The organism is Nocardioides jejuensis (assembly GCF_004337475.1).
Lineage (GTDB): Bacteria > Actinomycetota > Actinomycetes > Propionibacteriales > Nocardioidaceae > Nocardioides > Nocardioides jejuensis.
In genome coordinates this window covers 1-12,172 of record NZ_SJZJ01000019.1, presented here as the reverse complement: position 1 = coordinate 12,172, position 12,172 = coordinate 1, and the positions used below count along the sequence as shown (strand labels likewise).

Sequence of the window (12,172 nt, the reverse complement as noted above, 5' to 3'; positions counted from 1 at the left end):
CCCCATGGCATCCGTCCAGCTCCGCAACATCAACCCGATCGGTCACGTCGATGTGCCGATCCTGCGTCGTCAGGGCCCGGTCTCCGACGCCTGCCTCGCCGACCCGGACGGCATCTGCCGCTGCGAGCACGGCGTCGGCTGCCTCGCGCCGGGCGAGGTGTTCGACTGCCCGGAGGAGATCGCCGGCCGCGTGCCGTCCGAGACGGACCCCGGCGAGGGGCTTCTCGCGCAGGTCGGCAACTACGAACTCGTCGACCCCGACAACCTCTCCGCTCTCACAGTCGCGGAACTCCGCGACCTGGCGACGGAGCGCGGCATCGACCTCGGTGACGCGACCAAGAAGGCCGACATCGTGGCCGCGATCGAGAAGGGCAACTGACCATGGCGGGCACTCAGGACTGCAGCATCGGCATCGCCGTCGAGTCCACCTACAAGACGTACGTCGCACCGACCCGCTGGTACGAGTTCCTCGACGAGTCGCTCGACTGGAACAAGAACGTGAAGCAGGGCCAGGGCATCCGCGTCGGGTCCCGCGTCGCACGTTCCGGTCGCCGCGTGGTTCCCACCGCCGATGGTGGAGGCGACATCACGCTCGAGTGCTGCTCCAAGGGCATGGGACTGCTGTGGCAGGCCGCGCTCGGCACCGGCGTCTCGACGCTGGTCTCCGGCACGACCTACCAGCAGAACTTCACGCTCGGCGACACCCCTTCGTCCCTGACCGTGCAGAAGGGCCTGGTCGAGGTCGGCGGCACCGTCGACGCGTACTCGTTCCTCGGCGGCATGGTGTCGGGCTTCGAGTTCAATTTCCCGAACGCCGACATCGCCACGCTCAAGCTGTCGGTTGACGCCGGTGACCTGACGACCGCGCAGGCGTACGCCGCGCCGTCGTACCCGTCGGCGCCGGTGAACCTGTTCCAGTTCGCGAACGCGACGCTGTTTACGGGCACTCTCACGGCGCCCACGACCACGGTCCTCGCGTCTGCGATCACGCCGCTCGCGAACGTGCGCGGCGGTTCGGTCGCGGTGAACCACAACATCCGCTCGGACCGCTTCAACGCGACCGGTACGGGCCGCAAGGACAAGCCCACCAAGGGCCTGTCCGAGATCACCGGCAAGCTCGACGTCGAGTACGCCAGCACCACGTTCCGTGACGCGGTGCTCAATGAGACGCCGATGAACCTGCTCGTCACGCTGACGGCCGGATCGCTGTCGACCGGCGTGGAGACGCTGCAGGTCGTGATCCCGGAGATCAAGCTCGACGGCGAACTGCCGAAGGCGAACGGCACGGACCTCATCGTGCAGTCGGTGTCGTTCGCCGGTCTCGACAACCTCACCGCCGCTCAGCCCATCTGGGTTGTGCAGCGCACCGCGGACAACGCGTTGTGAGCCGCCTGGACCGGGCGTCGCAGGTGGGCCTGTTCGTCGACTCGCGCGACTTCCGGACCCTCTTCGCCCGGTCCTCGCTCGTCGAGCAGCAGCTCCGCACCACCCTGCGGCGCAACATCCGCACCGAAGGCAAGCGGATCGTCAGCGAGGTCCAGGCGGAGGCGCAGCGCGGGTCGTACAAGACGAACCGCGGCCTTCGCCGCCGGATCGCAGCCGGCGTGCAGCTGTCGATCTCCACCGAGGCTCGCCGTCCGGGTGTCGCGATCCGCGCGACCCCGAAGGCGATGCAGCCCGGCGAGGGGAACCTCGTCGCCGCCTGGCAGGCCCGTCGCGGCTGGCGGCACCCCGTGCGCGGCAACGCCGAGAAGTGGGTCCCGCAGATCGGCCGACCCGGCTTCTTCTACTCCACCGTCTCCCGGCAACAGCCCGCCCTTACCCGCGTCGTACGCGCGGCGATGGTCGAGGCCGCCGACTCTCTCCGAAAGAGGTAGCCCATCGTGGCGAAGCGTTTCCGCATCAAGGACAAGGTCTACACCTTCGCCACGGCCAGCGACGTCACCCTGCGTGACCTGCTGCTCGTCGAGAAGGAGACCGAGGAGCTCGGGCACAAGATCCACATGGGCGAGATCACCCGGATCGCCGACGAGTTCCAGGCGCTCAAGCCCGGCGAGGCGAAGTACCACCCGGAGGCCGGGTGGATGCTCGCGGTCACCGTGTGGATGGCGATGGTCCGCGACCGCCGCGAGCGCGGCGACCTGTCGCAGGTGCCGTTCGCAGCCGCGATCGACTTCACCCTGAGCGACTTCCACGAGGTCCCCGACGTCAGCGACCACAAGACGAAGGGCGGCTCGAAGCCGGGCCCTACGAAGCCGGCCCGGGCGGCTTCCGCTCAGGCCGAGTCCAAGCCCGAGGGCGAGCAGCCGAAGGGCTGACCGCCGACGACCTCCGCCAGGCCGTCCACGACCGCGTCGTCGTGATCTGCGAAGTCTGGCCCGGCATCACCCCCTGGTCCATCTGGGACCTGACCTACGGCATGTGGATCGGCTTCGCCGCGTCCGCTGATGCCGTCATCGAGGAACGCAGGAAGGCGGCGAAGGCCCGATGAGTGGCGACATCACCCTGCGGTACCTCCTGTTCGGCGAGGACAAGTCGGCGTCGAAGGCGCTCAAGGGCGTCGGCAAGCAGGCCGAGACCACCCTCGGTTCGGTCAAGAAGGGTGCCTCTGGGCTCGGCATGGCGCTCGGGGCTGTGGGCGTTGCGGCGTTCGCGAAGTCGGCGGTCGACGCCTCAGCCACGTTTGGGTCGACGATGTCCCAGATCGCGGCCGCCACGCACGCACCGCAGGCCGAGATGGACCAGCTCAACGATCTGGCCGTCAAGCTCGGCCAGGACACGATCTACTCAGCCAACGACGCCGCGGACGCGATGCTCGAGCTCGCGAAGTCCGGCCTCGACCCGGCAACGATCCGGTCCGGCGCTCTCGAGTCGGCCCTGACCCTCGCAGCCGCGTCGGGCATGGAGCTCGCTGACGCCGGCCACGCGATGTCGAACGCGATGAACATGTTCGGCATCGACGGTCAGCAGTCGGCCAAGGTCGCCAACGCCCTCGCTGGCGCAGCAAACGCGTCGTCGGCAAGCGTCGAAGACCTCTCGCTGGGACTCGCTCAGGTCGGCCCCGGCGCTGCGGCGGCGGGCCAGTCCATCTCCGAGGTGGCCGGCTCGCTCGCGCTGTTCGTAAACCAGGGCCTCAAGGGTTCGGACGCGGGTACATCGCTCAAGCAGATGCTCGCGCGGCTCACGCCGTCTTCGCAGACCGCGGCGACCGCGATGGAGTCGCTCGGCCTCTTCACGAATGACCTCGCGAAGGCGCAGGAGTTCCTCGCGTCGAAGGGCATCAAGGTCGCGGACAACCAGAAGGCCATCAACGAGGGCTTCAACGAGGCGGCGAAGCGCGCTGCGGGCGCGGGCGCCTCGACCGAGCAGGTCGCTGCGGCGTACTCCAAGCTCACCACCGAGGCGGGCGCGAGCCACAACGCCTTCTTCAAGGCCAACGGCGAGATGAAGTCCGCCACGAAGATCGCGCAGATCCTGCAGGACGCGACGAAGAACCTCTCTGACGAGCAGCGCATCGCTGCCCTCAACACCATCTTTGGTTCCGACGCGTCGCGCGCCGCGGGCATGATGGCGAAGTCGGGCGCGGCAGGGCTCCGGGAGTACATCAAGGCCGCCCAGGACCAGTCCTCAGCGCAGGAGATGGCCAACGCCCGGATGTCCGGGCTCAAGGGCGCTCTCGAGCGGGCGTCCGGCGCGATCGACACCTTCAAGCTGCAGCTCGGCAATGCCCTTGCGCCCATCGTGGTGTCGTCGGCGAACCTGCTGTCGGACTACCTCGCGCCGGCGCTCGGTGAGGTTGCTGACTTCCTGTCGGCTCACCCGACCGCGCTGCAGGCAGTTCTCGGCACGCTGGTCGGCGTCTTGGTGGCGGTGAAGGTCGCGCAGCTCGGCATGGCGACGGCCTCCGGCATCGCGGCGCTGGCGATGAAGGCCGACGCCGCTGCGACGTGGCTGGCGACGGCCGCACAGGCTGCTTCGCGGACGACGATCGGCACGTGGATCGGCGTCAAGGCGATCGAGCTGGGTGCGTGGCTGCAGGGCATCGCGGCGAAGACGACCGACCTGATCCTGCTCGGCTCGATCAAGGCCGCGCAGATGGCCGGCGCGGTCGCTACCGGTGTCATGACCGCTGCCCAGTGGGCACTGAACGCGGCAATGTCGGCCAACCCGATCGCCCTGGTGATCATCGCGATCGTGGCGCTGATCGCGGCCATCGTGATCGCGTGGAAGCACTCGGACACGTTCCGTCGGATCGTGACGAAGGCCTTCCACGCTGTCCTTGACGCCGCGTCCTCGGCCTTCGGATGGGTCAAGCGGAACTGGCCGCTGCTGCTCGCGATCATCACCGGCCCGATCGGGCTCGCGGTGCTGGCCGTGGCGAAGAACTGGGACAAGATCAAGGCCGGCGCGAGCGCCGCGAAGAACTGGATCTCGGACAAGTTCGATGCGCTGGTCCGGTTCGTGAGCGGCCTCCCGCGCCGCATCGCGTCTGCGGCGTCGGGCATGTGGTCGTCGATCTCGGGCGGATTCAAGACGGCGCTCAACGACATCATCGGTTGGTGGAACCACCTGTCGTTCTCGCTGCCGTCCGTCGGGATCCCTGGCACAAACAAGAAAATCGGCGGCTTCACGCTGTCGACGCCCGACATCCACTACCTCGCCAGCGGCGGCATCGTCACCCGCCCGACCCTCGCCGTCATCGGCGAGGCCGGGCCCGAAGCCGTCGTCCCGCTCTCCGCGGGCCGGCGCGGTCTCAGCAACACGGAACCGGAGGTGGTCCAGGTGAACCTGTACCTCGACGGGCAGAAGGTCCACCAGTCGCTGCTCAAGCTCAAGCGCGACAAGGGCGGCCTCGCGCTGGGGCTGTCATGACCGGCCTGCCCGCGATCACCGTCCGCCTGGACGACGCATCGAACGGTGGCACGTTCCCCTACGACATCACGCAGTACGTGCGCCTTGCCGATGGCGTGAAGGTGCAGCGAGGCCGTGGTGACGAGTTCTCCGAGGTGCAGCCGTCCACGTTGAATCTGACGCTCGAGAACATCGACGGCCGGTTCACCCTCGGCTCAACGGTCGGCGGCTACGGGGGCGCGCTGAACACCGATCGCCAGATCCAGTTCAAGGCCACCGTCGGCCGCAACCTCTACCCCGACGGGTCGTTCGAGACCTCGGAGTCATGGGTGGCACAGTCCGGGTCCGACAACCCGGCACGTGATACCGCGCAGGCGTACGTCGGCACGTACTCGCTCAAGTGCAGCCGAGGCGCAGGCACAGCCAACACCTACGGGTCGCACACCATCACGTCGCTGTTGACCGCGGGCGCTGGGACCTACTCGGTGAACCTTCGCGTCTGGATCTCCTCGGTGATCACCAACGTGGGCACCGCGGGCATCCGGCTCGGCGGCACGGGCGTGACGGCCGCGAACTTCACCTCGACCGTCCGTGATGGCTGGGCCAACCTGGCCTTCACCTTTGTGTGGAACGGGGTCGGGACCGTGTCGCTGCAGGCGTGGGATTCGCTGATCACGGCGGGCGCGCTCATGTACGTGGACGCGGTCGTCGTCGAGGCGGGGTCGCTGATGACGGCGTGGGAAGACTCGTCGCCGGCGGTGACGACGACGCGCTTCACCGGCTTCGTGCAGAACTGGCCCGTCGAGTGGCCCAACGGCTCGGACCTCTTCGCCCTGGCCCCGATCGGCGCTGTCGACCGAATGGCACGTATGGCCCGGAAGACGCTGCGTTCAGTCATCGAGGAGGAGTTCCTGCTCGATGCCCCGCGGCTGTACTTCACGCTGGGTGACCCGGCGGGCGCCACGACTGCGGGGGAATCGAGCGGCAATGGCCGACCGCCGCTCGCGCTCGCAGGGTCGGGCTCGGCGGTCGTGTTCGGGAACGCAACCGGGCCTGGCACTGACGGTCTCACGGCCGCCCAGTTCACCTCCGGGCAGAAATACCTCGCGGCAACCAACATGTCTGTTCCCCTGGGAGCGGGCCCGATGGCCGTCGCGTTCTATTTCTCGACGACGGCAACCTCTGGCGATCTGGTGTCGATCAACGACGATGCGATCGTCGTGCAGCTCGACGGCGCCGGGCACGTCCGGATGGTGACTTCCGGGGGCACGGTCACGAGCTCAGCGGTCGTCAACGATGGCGCCACGCACTGCGTCGTGGCGAACCTTGTCGGCGGCGGCTCCAGCGGCGTGCTGTACGTGGATGGCGTGAGCTCTGGCGCCCCAGCCCTATCCGGCCTGACGAGCGTCACCTCGGTGCGCGTCGGCGGCGCCGCAGGTTCTGCTGCCGCGACGTTCACGGGAGCGATCGCCCATGTGGCGCTGTTCCCTGCGAGCGTGATTAGCCCGCGGCCGGCCACCTACTACACGGCCGGGCTGACGGGATTCGCGGGCGAGACGAGCACCGCCCGGATTGCCCGCCTCGCGTCGTACTCCGGCGTCGCGTCAGGCGACCAGGTCCTCGAGGCCGCCGTCAGCCTGAGCACCCCGTTCGTTGAGATCAGCGGATCCTCGCCGGTCGCTGCGATCAATGCCGTAGCGCAGGCCGAGGGTGGGGTCTGGTTCATCCGAGGCGACGGCAAGTTCGTCGCGCAGAATCGCCAGCATCGCGCGCTGCAGGTTGTGCCTGATCTGGGGATCTCCAACAACGAGGTCGACCCGTCGTCTCGGGTTGTCGCCGACATGCAGTTGGTGCAGAACGTTGTAACCGCATCCGCGGGAAGCAACGGGGCGACCCAGACGGCGGCCAGCTCGACGAGCCGCGGCATGCACGGCGACTACCCGCAGGACCTGAGCGGGCTGCTTGTCGGAAGCGACCAGGCCGCCCTCGACGCTGCCCAGTGGCGTGTCGCGAAGTACGGGGAGCCCTTCAAGCGGATCCCGGATCTCGGTCTGGACCTGCTCACGCTGACGGCCGCGCAACAGACGAGCGCCATGGCCGTCGAGATCAGTGACCGGCTGCAACTCTCCGGCCTCCCGTCTCAGGTGGGCGGGGTCGTGAACTGGCTGGACCTGATCGTCGAGGGGTGGACGGAGAGCCTCTCGGCCGATTCGTGGGACTGGCAGGCCAACACGTCGAACTTCGCGGCTGCCTCGGCGTGGGTCCTCGAAGACGGCGGATTCGGCTCCCTCGCAGGGTCACTCGGCGTCCTCGATGTCACGACCATCCTCTCCTACTGAAAGCGACAGGACATGAGCCTGAACACCACTCCACGCACGTGGGTTGCTGGCGAGCTTGTCACGGCGGCCGAACTCAACACCGAGATCCGGGATGCGTTCGCCGGGCTGCAGGCAGCGTGGACGGCCTTCACGCCATCATGGACCGGCAGCAGCAGCAACCCCGCCATCGTCAACGGCACCATCGCTGGCGGCTACATGCAGGTCGGGAAGACGGTCCACTTCTGGATCGAGATCACCATGGGAACGAGCACGACCTACGGCACGGGCAACTGGCAATTGACCCTGCCGGTTCCCGAGGCGGCGCACCGCTGGCTGTTCACCGGCAACGCCCGCGACACCTCGGCCGTGGCCACGTTCCCGCTGTTCGCCGAGCGCACGGGTTCCAACCTCCTCACGCTCCGCGCACTCCCGACCACGGCAGGAAACGCCTACGTGCCCGCGACGTCCGCCGTCCCCTTCACGTGGGCCAGCGCGGACGTCCTGACGATCTCTGGCACCTACGAGGCGGCCTGATGACCGACTGGCTGCAGTACGTCATCGGACCGGCAATCCTGCTCGCCCTCGCCGAAGTCATCCGCCGGCTCGGGAAGGTCAACCACCAGGTGTCTGTCAACGGCGGCACCTCGAAGATCAAGACCGTTCCCGATCGGATCAGCAATCTCGACGCGAAGCAGGACGCGAACACCGCGGCGCTGCTCGCGGCAGTCGGCGGCCTGTCTGCAAAGTTCGACGCCCACCTTGAGTGGTCTCAGGCCGAGACCGCCGAGATCTGGCGTGCCATCGGCCGCCGCTAGCCACCCATCCGCTCACAAGCGCCCATGCCGTCACGGCTGGGCGCTTTGTCATTCCCGGGAGAACTCATGACCCGTCGTCTCGGCCGCCGCAAGGTCGGCCACCTGACCCGCCCTGGCTACCGCGCGGGCAACTCTGCCGCCGGCAACGAGCACGCGAAGCGGACCGGCGCGACGTGGGTCGACAACGACTGGCAGAAGACCAAGGACAACGTCGACATCAACTCCCACTGGCCGCAGCCGCGGCACGAGGGGTTCCTGCCGAAGGACGACCACCGCACGTGGGCCGACCTGACGTGGGACGAGGTCAAGGAGCTCGAGACCCCGGACGGCTATCGGGTCCGCACAATGGAGCAGGCGTTCGAGGACGCGAAGGCGCACGGCCAGCGGGTCGAGGCCGAGGCGAAGTTCCAGTGCACCGTCGAAGACTGCCTGCGCCTGGCCCTCCTCGCGCGCAAGGTCTTCGGACGTGGGTGGCGCGCATTCGTCTGGGTTAAGACCCTGACGACCCTGACGGGCGGCTATGCGGCCGCGGTCATGCGGCTCCACGCCGCGTCGTTCGCCGGCTTCGTCACCCTCCTGCTCGTCCGCCTGCGCGCCCGGTTCCGACGCCGGTTCTCGCCGTACATCGACTACGTCCGCGGCTCCCACGTTCCCAACCGCCTCATCCGCAACCCGAAGGAGAAGCGATGACCGCCCTCTGCCAGAACGGCCACCCGGCACTCCCGCCCGACTCGCCCCTACTCCATGACTGGGCCATCCCGACCCGTGACGGCGTCGTGCACCTCAAGATGCACAGCGGCTCCGCCGGCTTCCTGCTCGCGCACTACGCGCTCTGGTACGCCGACAACATCGAGCCGCTCGTCGGCAAGGTGCTCGACGACTGGGCCTACGCCTACCGCATGGTCCGCGGCTCCGAGACCGACCTGTCGAACCACTCCGGCGGCTACGCGATCGACCTCAACGCGACGCAGCACAACCTGGGCGACGACCCCGCGAAGTCGTTCACGCCGCAGGAGATCGCCGCCATCACGAAGCGCCTCGAGATCTACGAAGGCGCGCTGCGCTGGGGCGGCGCATTCACGGGCCGCAAGGACTCGATGCACACCGAGTGCATCGGCACCACGACGGAGTGGGAGCGCGTCGCGCGGAAGTACACGACGTCGCCCCGCGGCAAGCGGATCCTCAAGGCGAACCCGGGCCAGAAGAAGGTGATCTTCTCGTGACGGCTCTCGTGCGCTTCGTGCTCGGCCTGTCGGCGTCCCACCGGCGCTACATCTACGGCGTCGCGATCGCGCTCCTGCCGCTGCTCGTGCTCGCCGGGCTCCTGCCCGCGAAGGCACTGCCGTACATGGCGCCGCTGCTGCTCGCACTGCTCAACGTCAAGGACTGACCGTGAGCGCGCTGCGGAAGGTCGAAGAGCATCCCGCGCTCCGCGTGCTCGTCGCCAGCGCCTGCCAGTACGAGGCCGTCGCGATCGCCACCGGCCTGCTACCGACCATCACCCATGTGCACCGACTCCACCCGGCAGTCGGCTGGACCATCGTCGCCGCGCTCGCGTGGCACTTCCGCCCGCAGCCGTGACACAGCAAAGCGCCCCGTCCACCGTGAGGTGGGTGGGGCGCTTTCGTCGTAGACGCCTCTAGGCTAGGTCCGGCATCTTCACGTCGGGGCACCCAGTCTCGTGCCCAATCTTGATCAGGCTGTCGACCTCGCCGTCGTACGCCTCCTTGTTGATGTAGGCGGCCACCGTGCGGCTCACCAGCTTGTAGGACTGGCCGCCATCGAGGCTGTCGCAGATCGCCTCGAGCAGGGTGCGGTAGTCGCTGACGTCGCCGTACCGCTCCATGTAAGGGACATCGGCGCGAGCCTTCGACTGGAAGTCTCTGACGGCCGCGTCTGAGATCGAGGGGCCGCCGCAGCCGGACAGAATCAGCGCCAGGCCACAGCCGGCAAGGAGAGTGCGCATGCCCTCATCGTGCCGGATCCGTCGGGCGCACGGCGCAGAATCGGGGCATGCCTCGTTCCCGCTCCAGCCGCACCCGGCTCACGGAGTCCACACTCAGCGGCCTGTCGCAGTATCTCGTGACCAACTGCGTGCCGGAGGTCGAGGCGATCGCAGCGATCCGCGCGGAGTCGACTGACGTGCAGCTGCTCTCACGGGTAGCCGGGCATCAGGCAGCGAGCGGGATCCGCGACCCGCGCATGGCTCCGAGGTACGACGCTGCGGCGGCTCTGCTGGTCAAGGTTGGCGGCACCGACGCGGACGCTGGCCGAGCGGAACGCGACGCCGTCCTCGAGCGATCCAGCCATTGGCCGCCGTCGGCGCCGACCTTGCACCAACCGGGCCGTTTCGGCGAGCCCTAGACAGTGTGGGCGTGCTCGTCGGGCGAGAACGCGATCGCGTCGAGTGCGTCGACGGTCAACGAGTCGGACTCGGCGTAGTAGACGGTGCGGAACAGGTGGCCGGTCACCTGCTGCTTGAAGAGGAGGTCGCGCTTCTCGCCGCCGGTGACGTACATGACCTGGATTGCTTCGTGCACTGGGGTGTCGATCATCGAGTTGAGAGGCGACTCGATCTTCGTGTAGTCCGCGAGCAGCTGGGTCATGCGCTGCTTGGAGACGTCGAGGACAACCGCGGCCTCTGCCTGCTTGAGACCGAGCTCGTTAACGAGTCGCCATGCGACGTGGCGCATCTTCGCGGCGGCTAGGTCGCGGAAGGTCTCTGCGACCGAGGCGGCCTGGCGTGCCTCGTCGAGTGCGGCGTCGACAGGGCCGATGAGGCGGACGTCGATGTGGGTGTCCTCGGGGACGTCGCGGTCCTCGACGGCTTCGATGAGACCGCGGATCTGGGCGCGAGCTTCGGTGAGGCGGGCGCACTGGGTGACCCCGACGCCATCGACGTCGAGGACCCACCAGTTGCCTTCGCGCTCGGCGGTGGCGGTGTAGGCGTTCACTGGGGCATCCATCCTTCCGGGAGACACGAGAGTTGCTTGATGAGGCTGCGGCACACTCCGGCGGTGATCTCGCGGTGCCTCGGGACCGGGCCCATGTGCTTGCCGCAGGGGCAGGCGAAGACTTCGTGGTCGCCGCGGTCGCGAAGGCGGGTGCATCCGTTCGCGAGGAGCGCCTTGACCAGTTCGGCTCGCTTCGTGGGCTTGATCATGAGATTAGTCTAGGGTGCCTTTACTTTCAAGTCAAGCCACCCTAGACGTTTTTCGGAAGGATTCCGAAGTTCTGTCGGCAGCCCCTGATCCACTATCCCCATGCTCACCGTCCTCGACCACATGACCCTCCGCTTCGAGGAGCGTCACTGGCGGTTCGCCGGCGCGAAGGCTGAGGCAATTCGGGAGCAGTTCGGCGAGAGCATCACGCGCTACTACCAGCGGCTCGATGCGCTCATCAGGCAGCCCGAGGCCCTTGCCACCTACCCACAGACGGTCCGTCGACTCAACCGACTCCGCGATGCCAGACGTGGAGCGCGCACAGTGGGCGAGGTCTCACCCGCTCGGTAGTGTCGTCCCCATGGTTGCGCACTTCACTCACCCGGCTGTCCCGTCACTCCACAAGAGGCTCGACCGCGAAGCCAGTCACCGTTTCGCAGTGATCGTTTTCGCACAGGGGGACGGCTACGGCTTCGGGGTCGTTGAAGGAGCCACCGGCGAGTGCCTTGCCTGGGACGGCCTCTACTACGACGAGAGCCTGCCGACCACGACGCCGCTCGACCAGATCCAGTGGGACGAGTGGGACGACATGAGTTCGAAGCTCGTGTTCAACACGCAGCGCGACTGGTTCGCCGGCCCCCTCGGAGAGTGGATGATGCCGACCTACAGCCTGGCCAAGGAGGCAGCAGAGCTGGTGAGCCTGTGGGGAAGCGACCCAAAGGAGGACGGCCGGCACCTGGGCGGCTCGAGCCTCCGTTGCTACGTCCCGATCACGGACGAGACGGCATTCACCGAGTACCTCGACGCCGCCGAGAAGCGGCGCGAGGGCATTCGTGCGCGATTCTCCGAGTAGTAGGCCAGGTGGGACTTGAACCCACGCGTGGACGATTATGAGTCGTCTGCTCTAACCGGCTGAGCTACTGGCCCGTGGAGTGTCGGAGCCTACCGCGAAGGCGTGTTGCTCCCCAGTTGCTCCCTGACGGGACGTCCACGCAGGTCAGGGCAGGTGAGTCCAAGGATTATGAGT

General features: G+C 67.7%; 19 protein-coding genes and 1 tRNA gene. 16 read left to right on the top strand and 4 right to left on the bottom strand.

Annotated elements, in window-relative coordinates; all coding sequences use genetic code 11:
• The first annotated feature begins 4 nt into the window (after positions 1-4).
• From EPD65_RS11715 to EPD65_RS11665, 13 genes are all read left to right on the top strand, one after another.
• Complete coding sequence (locus tag EPD65_RS11715; RefSeq protein WP_131584335.1) at positions 5-379, top strand: SAP domain-containing protein; 375 nt, start codon at positions 5-7, stop codon at positions 377-379.
• Positions 380-381: 2 nt separating this feature from the next.
• The gene (locus EPD65_RS11710; RefSeq protein WP_131584333.1) at positions 382-1,386 is read left to right on the top strand and encodes a phage tail tube protein; all 1,005 of its coding nucleotides are present in this window, start codon (positions 382-384) and stop codon (positions 1,384-1,386) included.
• Positions 1,383-1,877, top strand: a complete 495-nt coding sequence (locus tag EPD65_RS11705) for a hypothetical protein (protein ID WP_131584331.1) — start codon at positions 1,383-1,385, stop codon at positions 1,875-1,877. The genes EPD65_RS11710 and EPD65_RS11705 overlap by 4 nt, the downstream gene beginning before the upstream one ends.
• Positions 1,878-1,883: 6 nt before the next feature.
• Positions 1,884-2,318 carry a hypothetical protein gene (locus EPD65_RS11700; RefSeq protein ID WP_131584329.1) on the top strand — a complete coding sequence of 145 codons (435 nt, stop codon included), beginning with the start codon at positions 1,884-1,886 and terminating at the stop codon, positions 2,316-2,318.
• Between the two features lie 41 nt (positions 2,319-2,359).
• Positions 2,360-2,491 carry a hypothetical protein gene (locus EPD65_RS16670; RefSeq protein ID WP_279387567.1) on the top strand — a complete coding sequence of 44 codons (132 nt, stop codon included), beginning with the start codon at positions 2,360-2,362 and terminating at the stop codon, positions 2,489-2,491.
• Positions 2,488-4,872 carry a phage tail tape measure protein gene (locus EPD65_RS11695; protein WP_131584327.1) on the top strand — a complete coding sequence of 795 codons (2,385 nt, stop codon included), beginning with the start codon at positions 2,488-2,490 and terminating at the stop codon, positions 4,870-4,872. The genes EPD65_RS16670 and EPD65_RS11695 overlap by 4 nt, the downstream gene beginning before the upstream one ends.
• Complete coding sequence (locus tag EPD65_RS11690; RefSeq protein WP_131584325.1) at positions 4,869-7,190, top strand: LamG domain-containing protein; 2,322 nt, start codon at positions 4,869-4,871, stop codon at positions 7,188-7,190. The genes EPD65_RS11695 and EPD65_RS11690 overlap by 4 nt, the downstream gene beginning before the upstream one ends.
• A 12-nt stretch (positions 7,191-7,202) precedes the next feature.
• The gene (locus EPD65_RS11685; RefSeq protein WP_131584323.1) at positions 7,203-7,703 is read left to right on the top strand and encodes a hypothetical protein; all 501 of its coding nucleotides are present in this window, start codon (positions 7,203-7,205) and stop codon (positions 7,701-7,703) included.
• The gene (locus tag EPD65_RS11680) at positions 7,703-7,984 is read left to right on the top strand and encodes a hypothetical protein (protein ID WP_131584321.1); all 282 of its coding nucleotides are present in this window, start codon (positions 7,703-7,705) and stop codon (positions 7,982-7,984) included. The genes EPD65_RS11685 and EPD65_RS11680 overlap by 1 nt, the downstream gene beginning before the upstream one ends.
• 66 nt (positions 7,985-8,050) lie before the next feature.
• Positions 8,051-8,674: a PI-PLC domain-containing protein gene (locus EPD65_RS11675; RefSeq protein ID WP_131584319.1), complete on the top strand. Its 624-nt coding sequence runs from the start codon at positions 8,051-8,053 to the stop codon at positions 8,672-8,674.
• Positions 8,671-9,207: a M15 family metallopeptidase gene (locus tag EPD65_RS11670; protein WP_131584317.1), complete on the top strand. Its 537-nt coding sequence runs from the start codon at positions 8,671-8,673 to the stop codon at positions 9,205-9,207. Before EPD65_RS11675 ends, EPD65_RS11670 begins: the two co-directional genes overlap by 4 nt.
• Positions 9,204-9,374 (top strand): hypothetical protein, encoded by a 171-nt coding sequence (locus EPD65_RS16305; protein WP_165872983.1) that lies wholly within the window; start codon positions 9,204-9,206, stop codon positions 9,372-9,374. The genes EPD65_RS11670 and EPD65_RS16305 overlap by 4 nt, the downstream gene beginning before the upstream one ends.
• A 2-nt stretch (positions 9,375-9,376) precedes the next feature.
• Positions 9,377-9,565, top strand: a complete 189-nt coding sequence (locus EPD65_RS11665) for a hypothetical protein (protein WP_131584315.1) — start codon at positions 9,377-9,379, stop codon at positions 9,563-9,565.
• Between the two features lie 58 nt (positions 9,566-9,623).
• On the opposite strand, the gene EPD65_RS11660 is transcribed toward EPD65_RS11665, so the two are convergent.
• On the bottom strand, positions 9,624-9,950 hold the full coding sequence (locus tag EPD65_RS11660) for a hypothetical protein (RefSeq protein ID WP_131584313.1): 327 nt from the start codon (positions 9,948-9,950) through the stop codon (positions 9,624-9,626).
• Between the two features lie 47 nt (positions 9,951-9,997).
• Here EPD65_RS11660 and EPD65_RS11655 point away from each other — a divergent pair, with 47 nt between their 5' ends.
• Positions 9,998-10,348 carry a hypothetical protein gene (locus EPD65_RS11655; RefSeq protein WP_131584311.1) on the top strand — a complete coding sequence of 117 codons (351 nt, stop codon included), beginning with the start codon at positions 9,998-10,000 and terminating at the stop codon, positions 10,346-10,348.
• Here the strand turns inward: EPD65_RS11655 and EPD65_RS11650 are convergent.
• Positions 10,345-10,938 (bottom strand): hypothetical protein, encoded by a 594-nt coding sequence (locus tag EPD65_RS11650; RefSeq protein WP_131584309.1) that lies wholly within the window; start codon positions 10,936-10,938, stop codon positions 10,345-10,347. The two genes, EPD65_RS11655 and EPD65_RS11650, sit on opposite strands and share 4 nt — an antisense overlap.
• On the bottom strand, positions 10,935-11,147 hold the full coding sequence (locus EPD65_RS11645) for a type II toxin-antitoxin system HicA family toxin (RefSeq protein ID WP_131583134.1): 213 nt from the start codon (positions 11,145-11,147) through the stop codon (positions 10,935-10,937). Before EPD65_RS11645 ends, EPD65_RS11650 begins: the two co-directional genes overlap by 4 nt.
• A gap of 100 nt (positions 11,148-11,247) precedes the next feature.
• Between EPD65_RS11645 and EPD65_RS11640 the strand changes: the two genes are divergently transcribed.
• Complete coding sequence (locus EPD65_RS11640) at positions 11,248-11,496, top strand: DUF3263 domain-containing protein (RefSeq protein ID WP_131583136.1); 249 nt, start codon at positions 11,248-11,250, stop codon at positions 11,494-11,496.
• 88 nt (positions 11,497-11,584) lie between these two features.
• Positions 11,585-11,998 (top strand): hypothetical protein, encoded by a 414-nt coding sequence (locus EPD65_RS11635; protein ID WP_131583138.1) that lies wholly within the window; start codon positions 11,585-11,587, stop codon positions 11,996-11,998.
• Here the strand turns inward: EPD65_RS11635 and EPD65_RS11630 are convergent.
• Positions 11,999-12,072 (bottom strand) — tRNA-Ile (locus EPD65_RS11630).
• Positions 12,073-12,172 lie beyond the last annotated feature (100 nt).

Excerpts from the sequence above, each read along its gene's own strand:
- EPD65_RS11715 (WP_131584335.1), top strand. The coding sequence starts at position 5 with ATGGCATCCGTCCAGCTCCGCAACATCAACCCGATCGGTCACGTCGAT.
- EPD65_RS11710 (WP_131584333.1), top strand. The coding sequence starts at position 382 with ATGGCGGGCACTCAGGACTGCAGCATCGGCATCGCCGTCGAGTCCACC.
- EPD65_RS11695 (WP_131584327.1), top strand. The coding sequence starts at position 2,488 with ATGAGTGGCGACATCACCCTGCGGTACCTCCTGTTCGGCGAGGACAAG.
- EPD65_RS11690 (WP_131584325.1), top strand. The coding sequence starts at position 4,869 with ATGACCGGCCTGCCCGCGATCACCGTCCGCCTGGACGACGCATCGAAC.
- EPD65_RS11685 (WP_131584323.1), top strand. The coding sequence starts at position 7,203 with ATGAGCCTGAACACCACTCCACGCACGTGGGTTGCTGGCGAGCTTGTC.
- EPD65_RS11680 (WP_131584321.1), top strand. The coding sequence starts at position 7,703 with ATGACCGACTGGCTGCAGTACGTCATCGGACCGGCAATCCTGCTCGCC.
- EPD65_RS11675 (WP_131584319.1), top strand. The coding sequence starts at position 8,051 with ATGACCCGTCGTCTCGGCCGCCGCAAGGTCGGCCACCTGACCCGCCCT.
- EPD65_RS11670 (WP_131584317.1), top strand. The coding sequence starts at position 8,671 with ATGACCGCCCTCTGCCAGAACGGCCACCCGGCACTCCCGCCCGACTCG.
- EPD65_RS11660 (WP_131584313.1), bottom strand. The coding sequence starts at position 9,950 with ATGCGCACTCTCCTTGCCGGCTGTGGCCTGGCGCTGATTCTGTCCGGC.
- EPD65_RS11655 (WP_131584311.1), top strand. The coding sequence starts at position 9,998 with ATGCCTCGTTCCCGCTCCAGCCGCACCCGGCTCACGGAGTCCACACTC.
- EPD65_RS11645 (WP_131583134.1), bottom strand. The coding sequence starts at position 11,147 with ATGATCAAGCCCACGAAGCGAGCCGAACTGGTCAAGGCGCTCCTCGCG.
- EPD65_RS11640 (WP_131583136.1), top strand. The coding sequence starts at position 11,248 with ATGCTCACCGTCCTCGACCACATGACCCTCCGCTTCGAGGAGCGTCAC.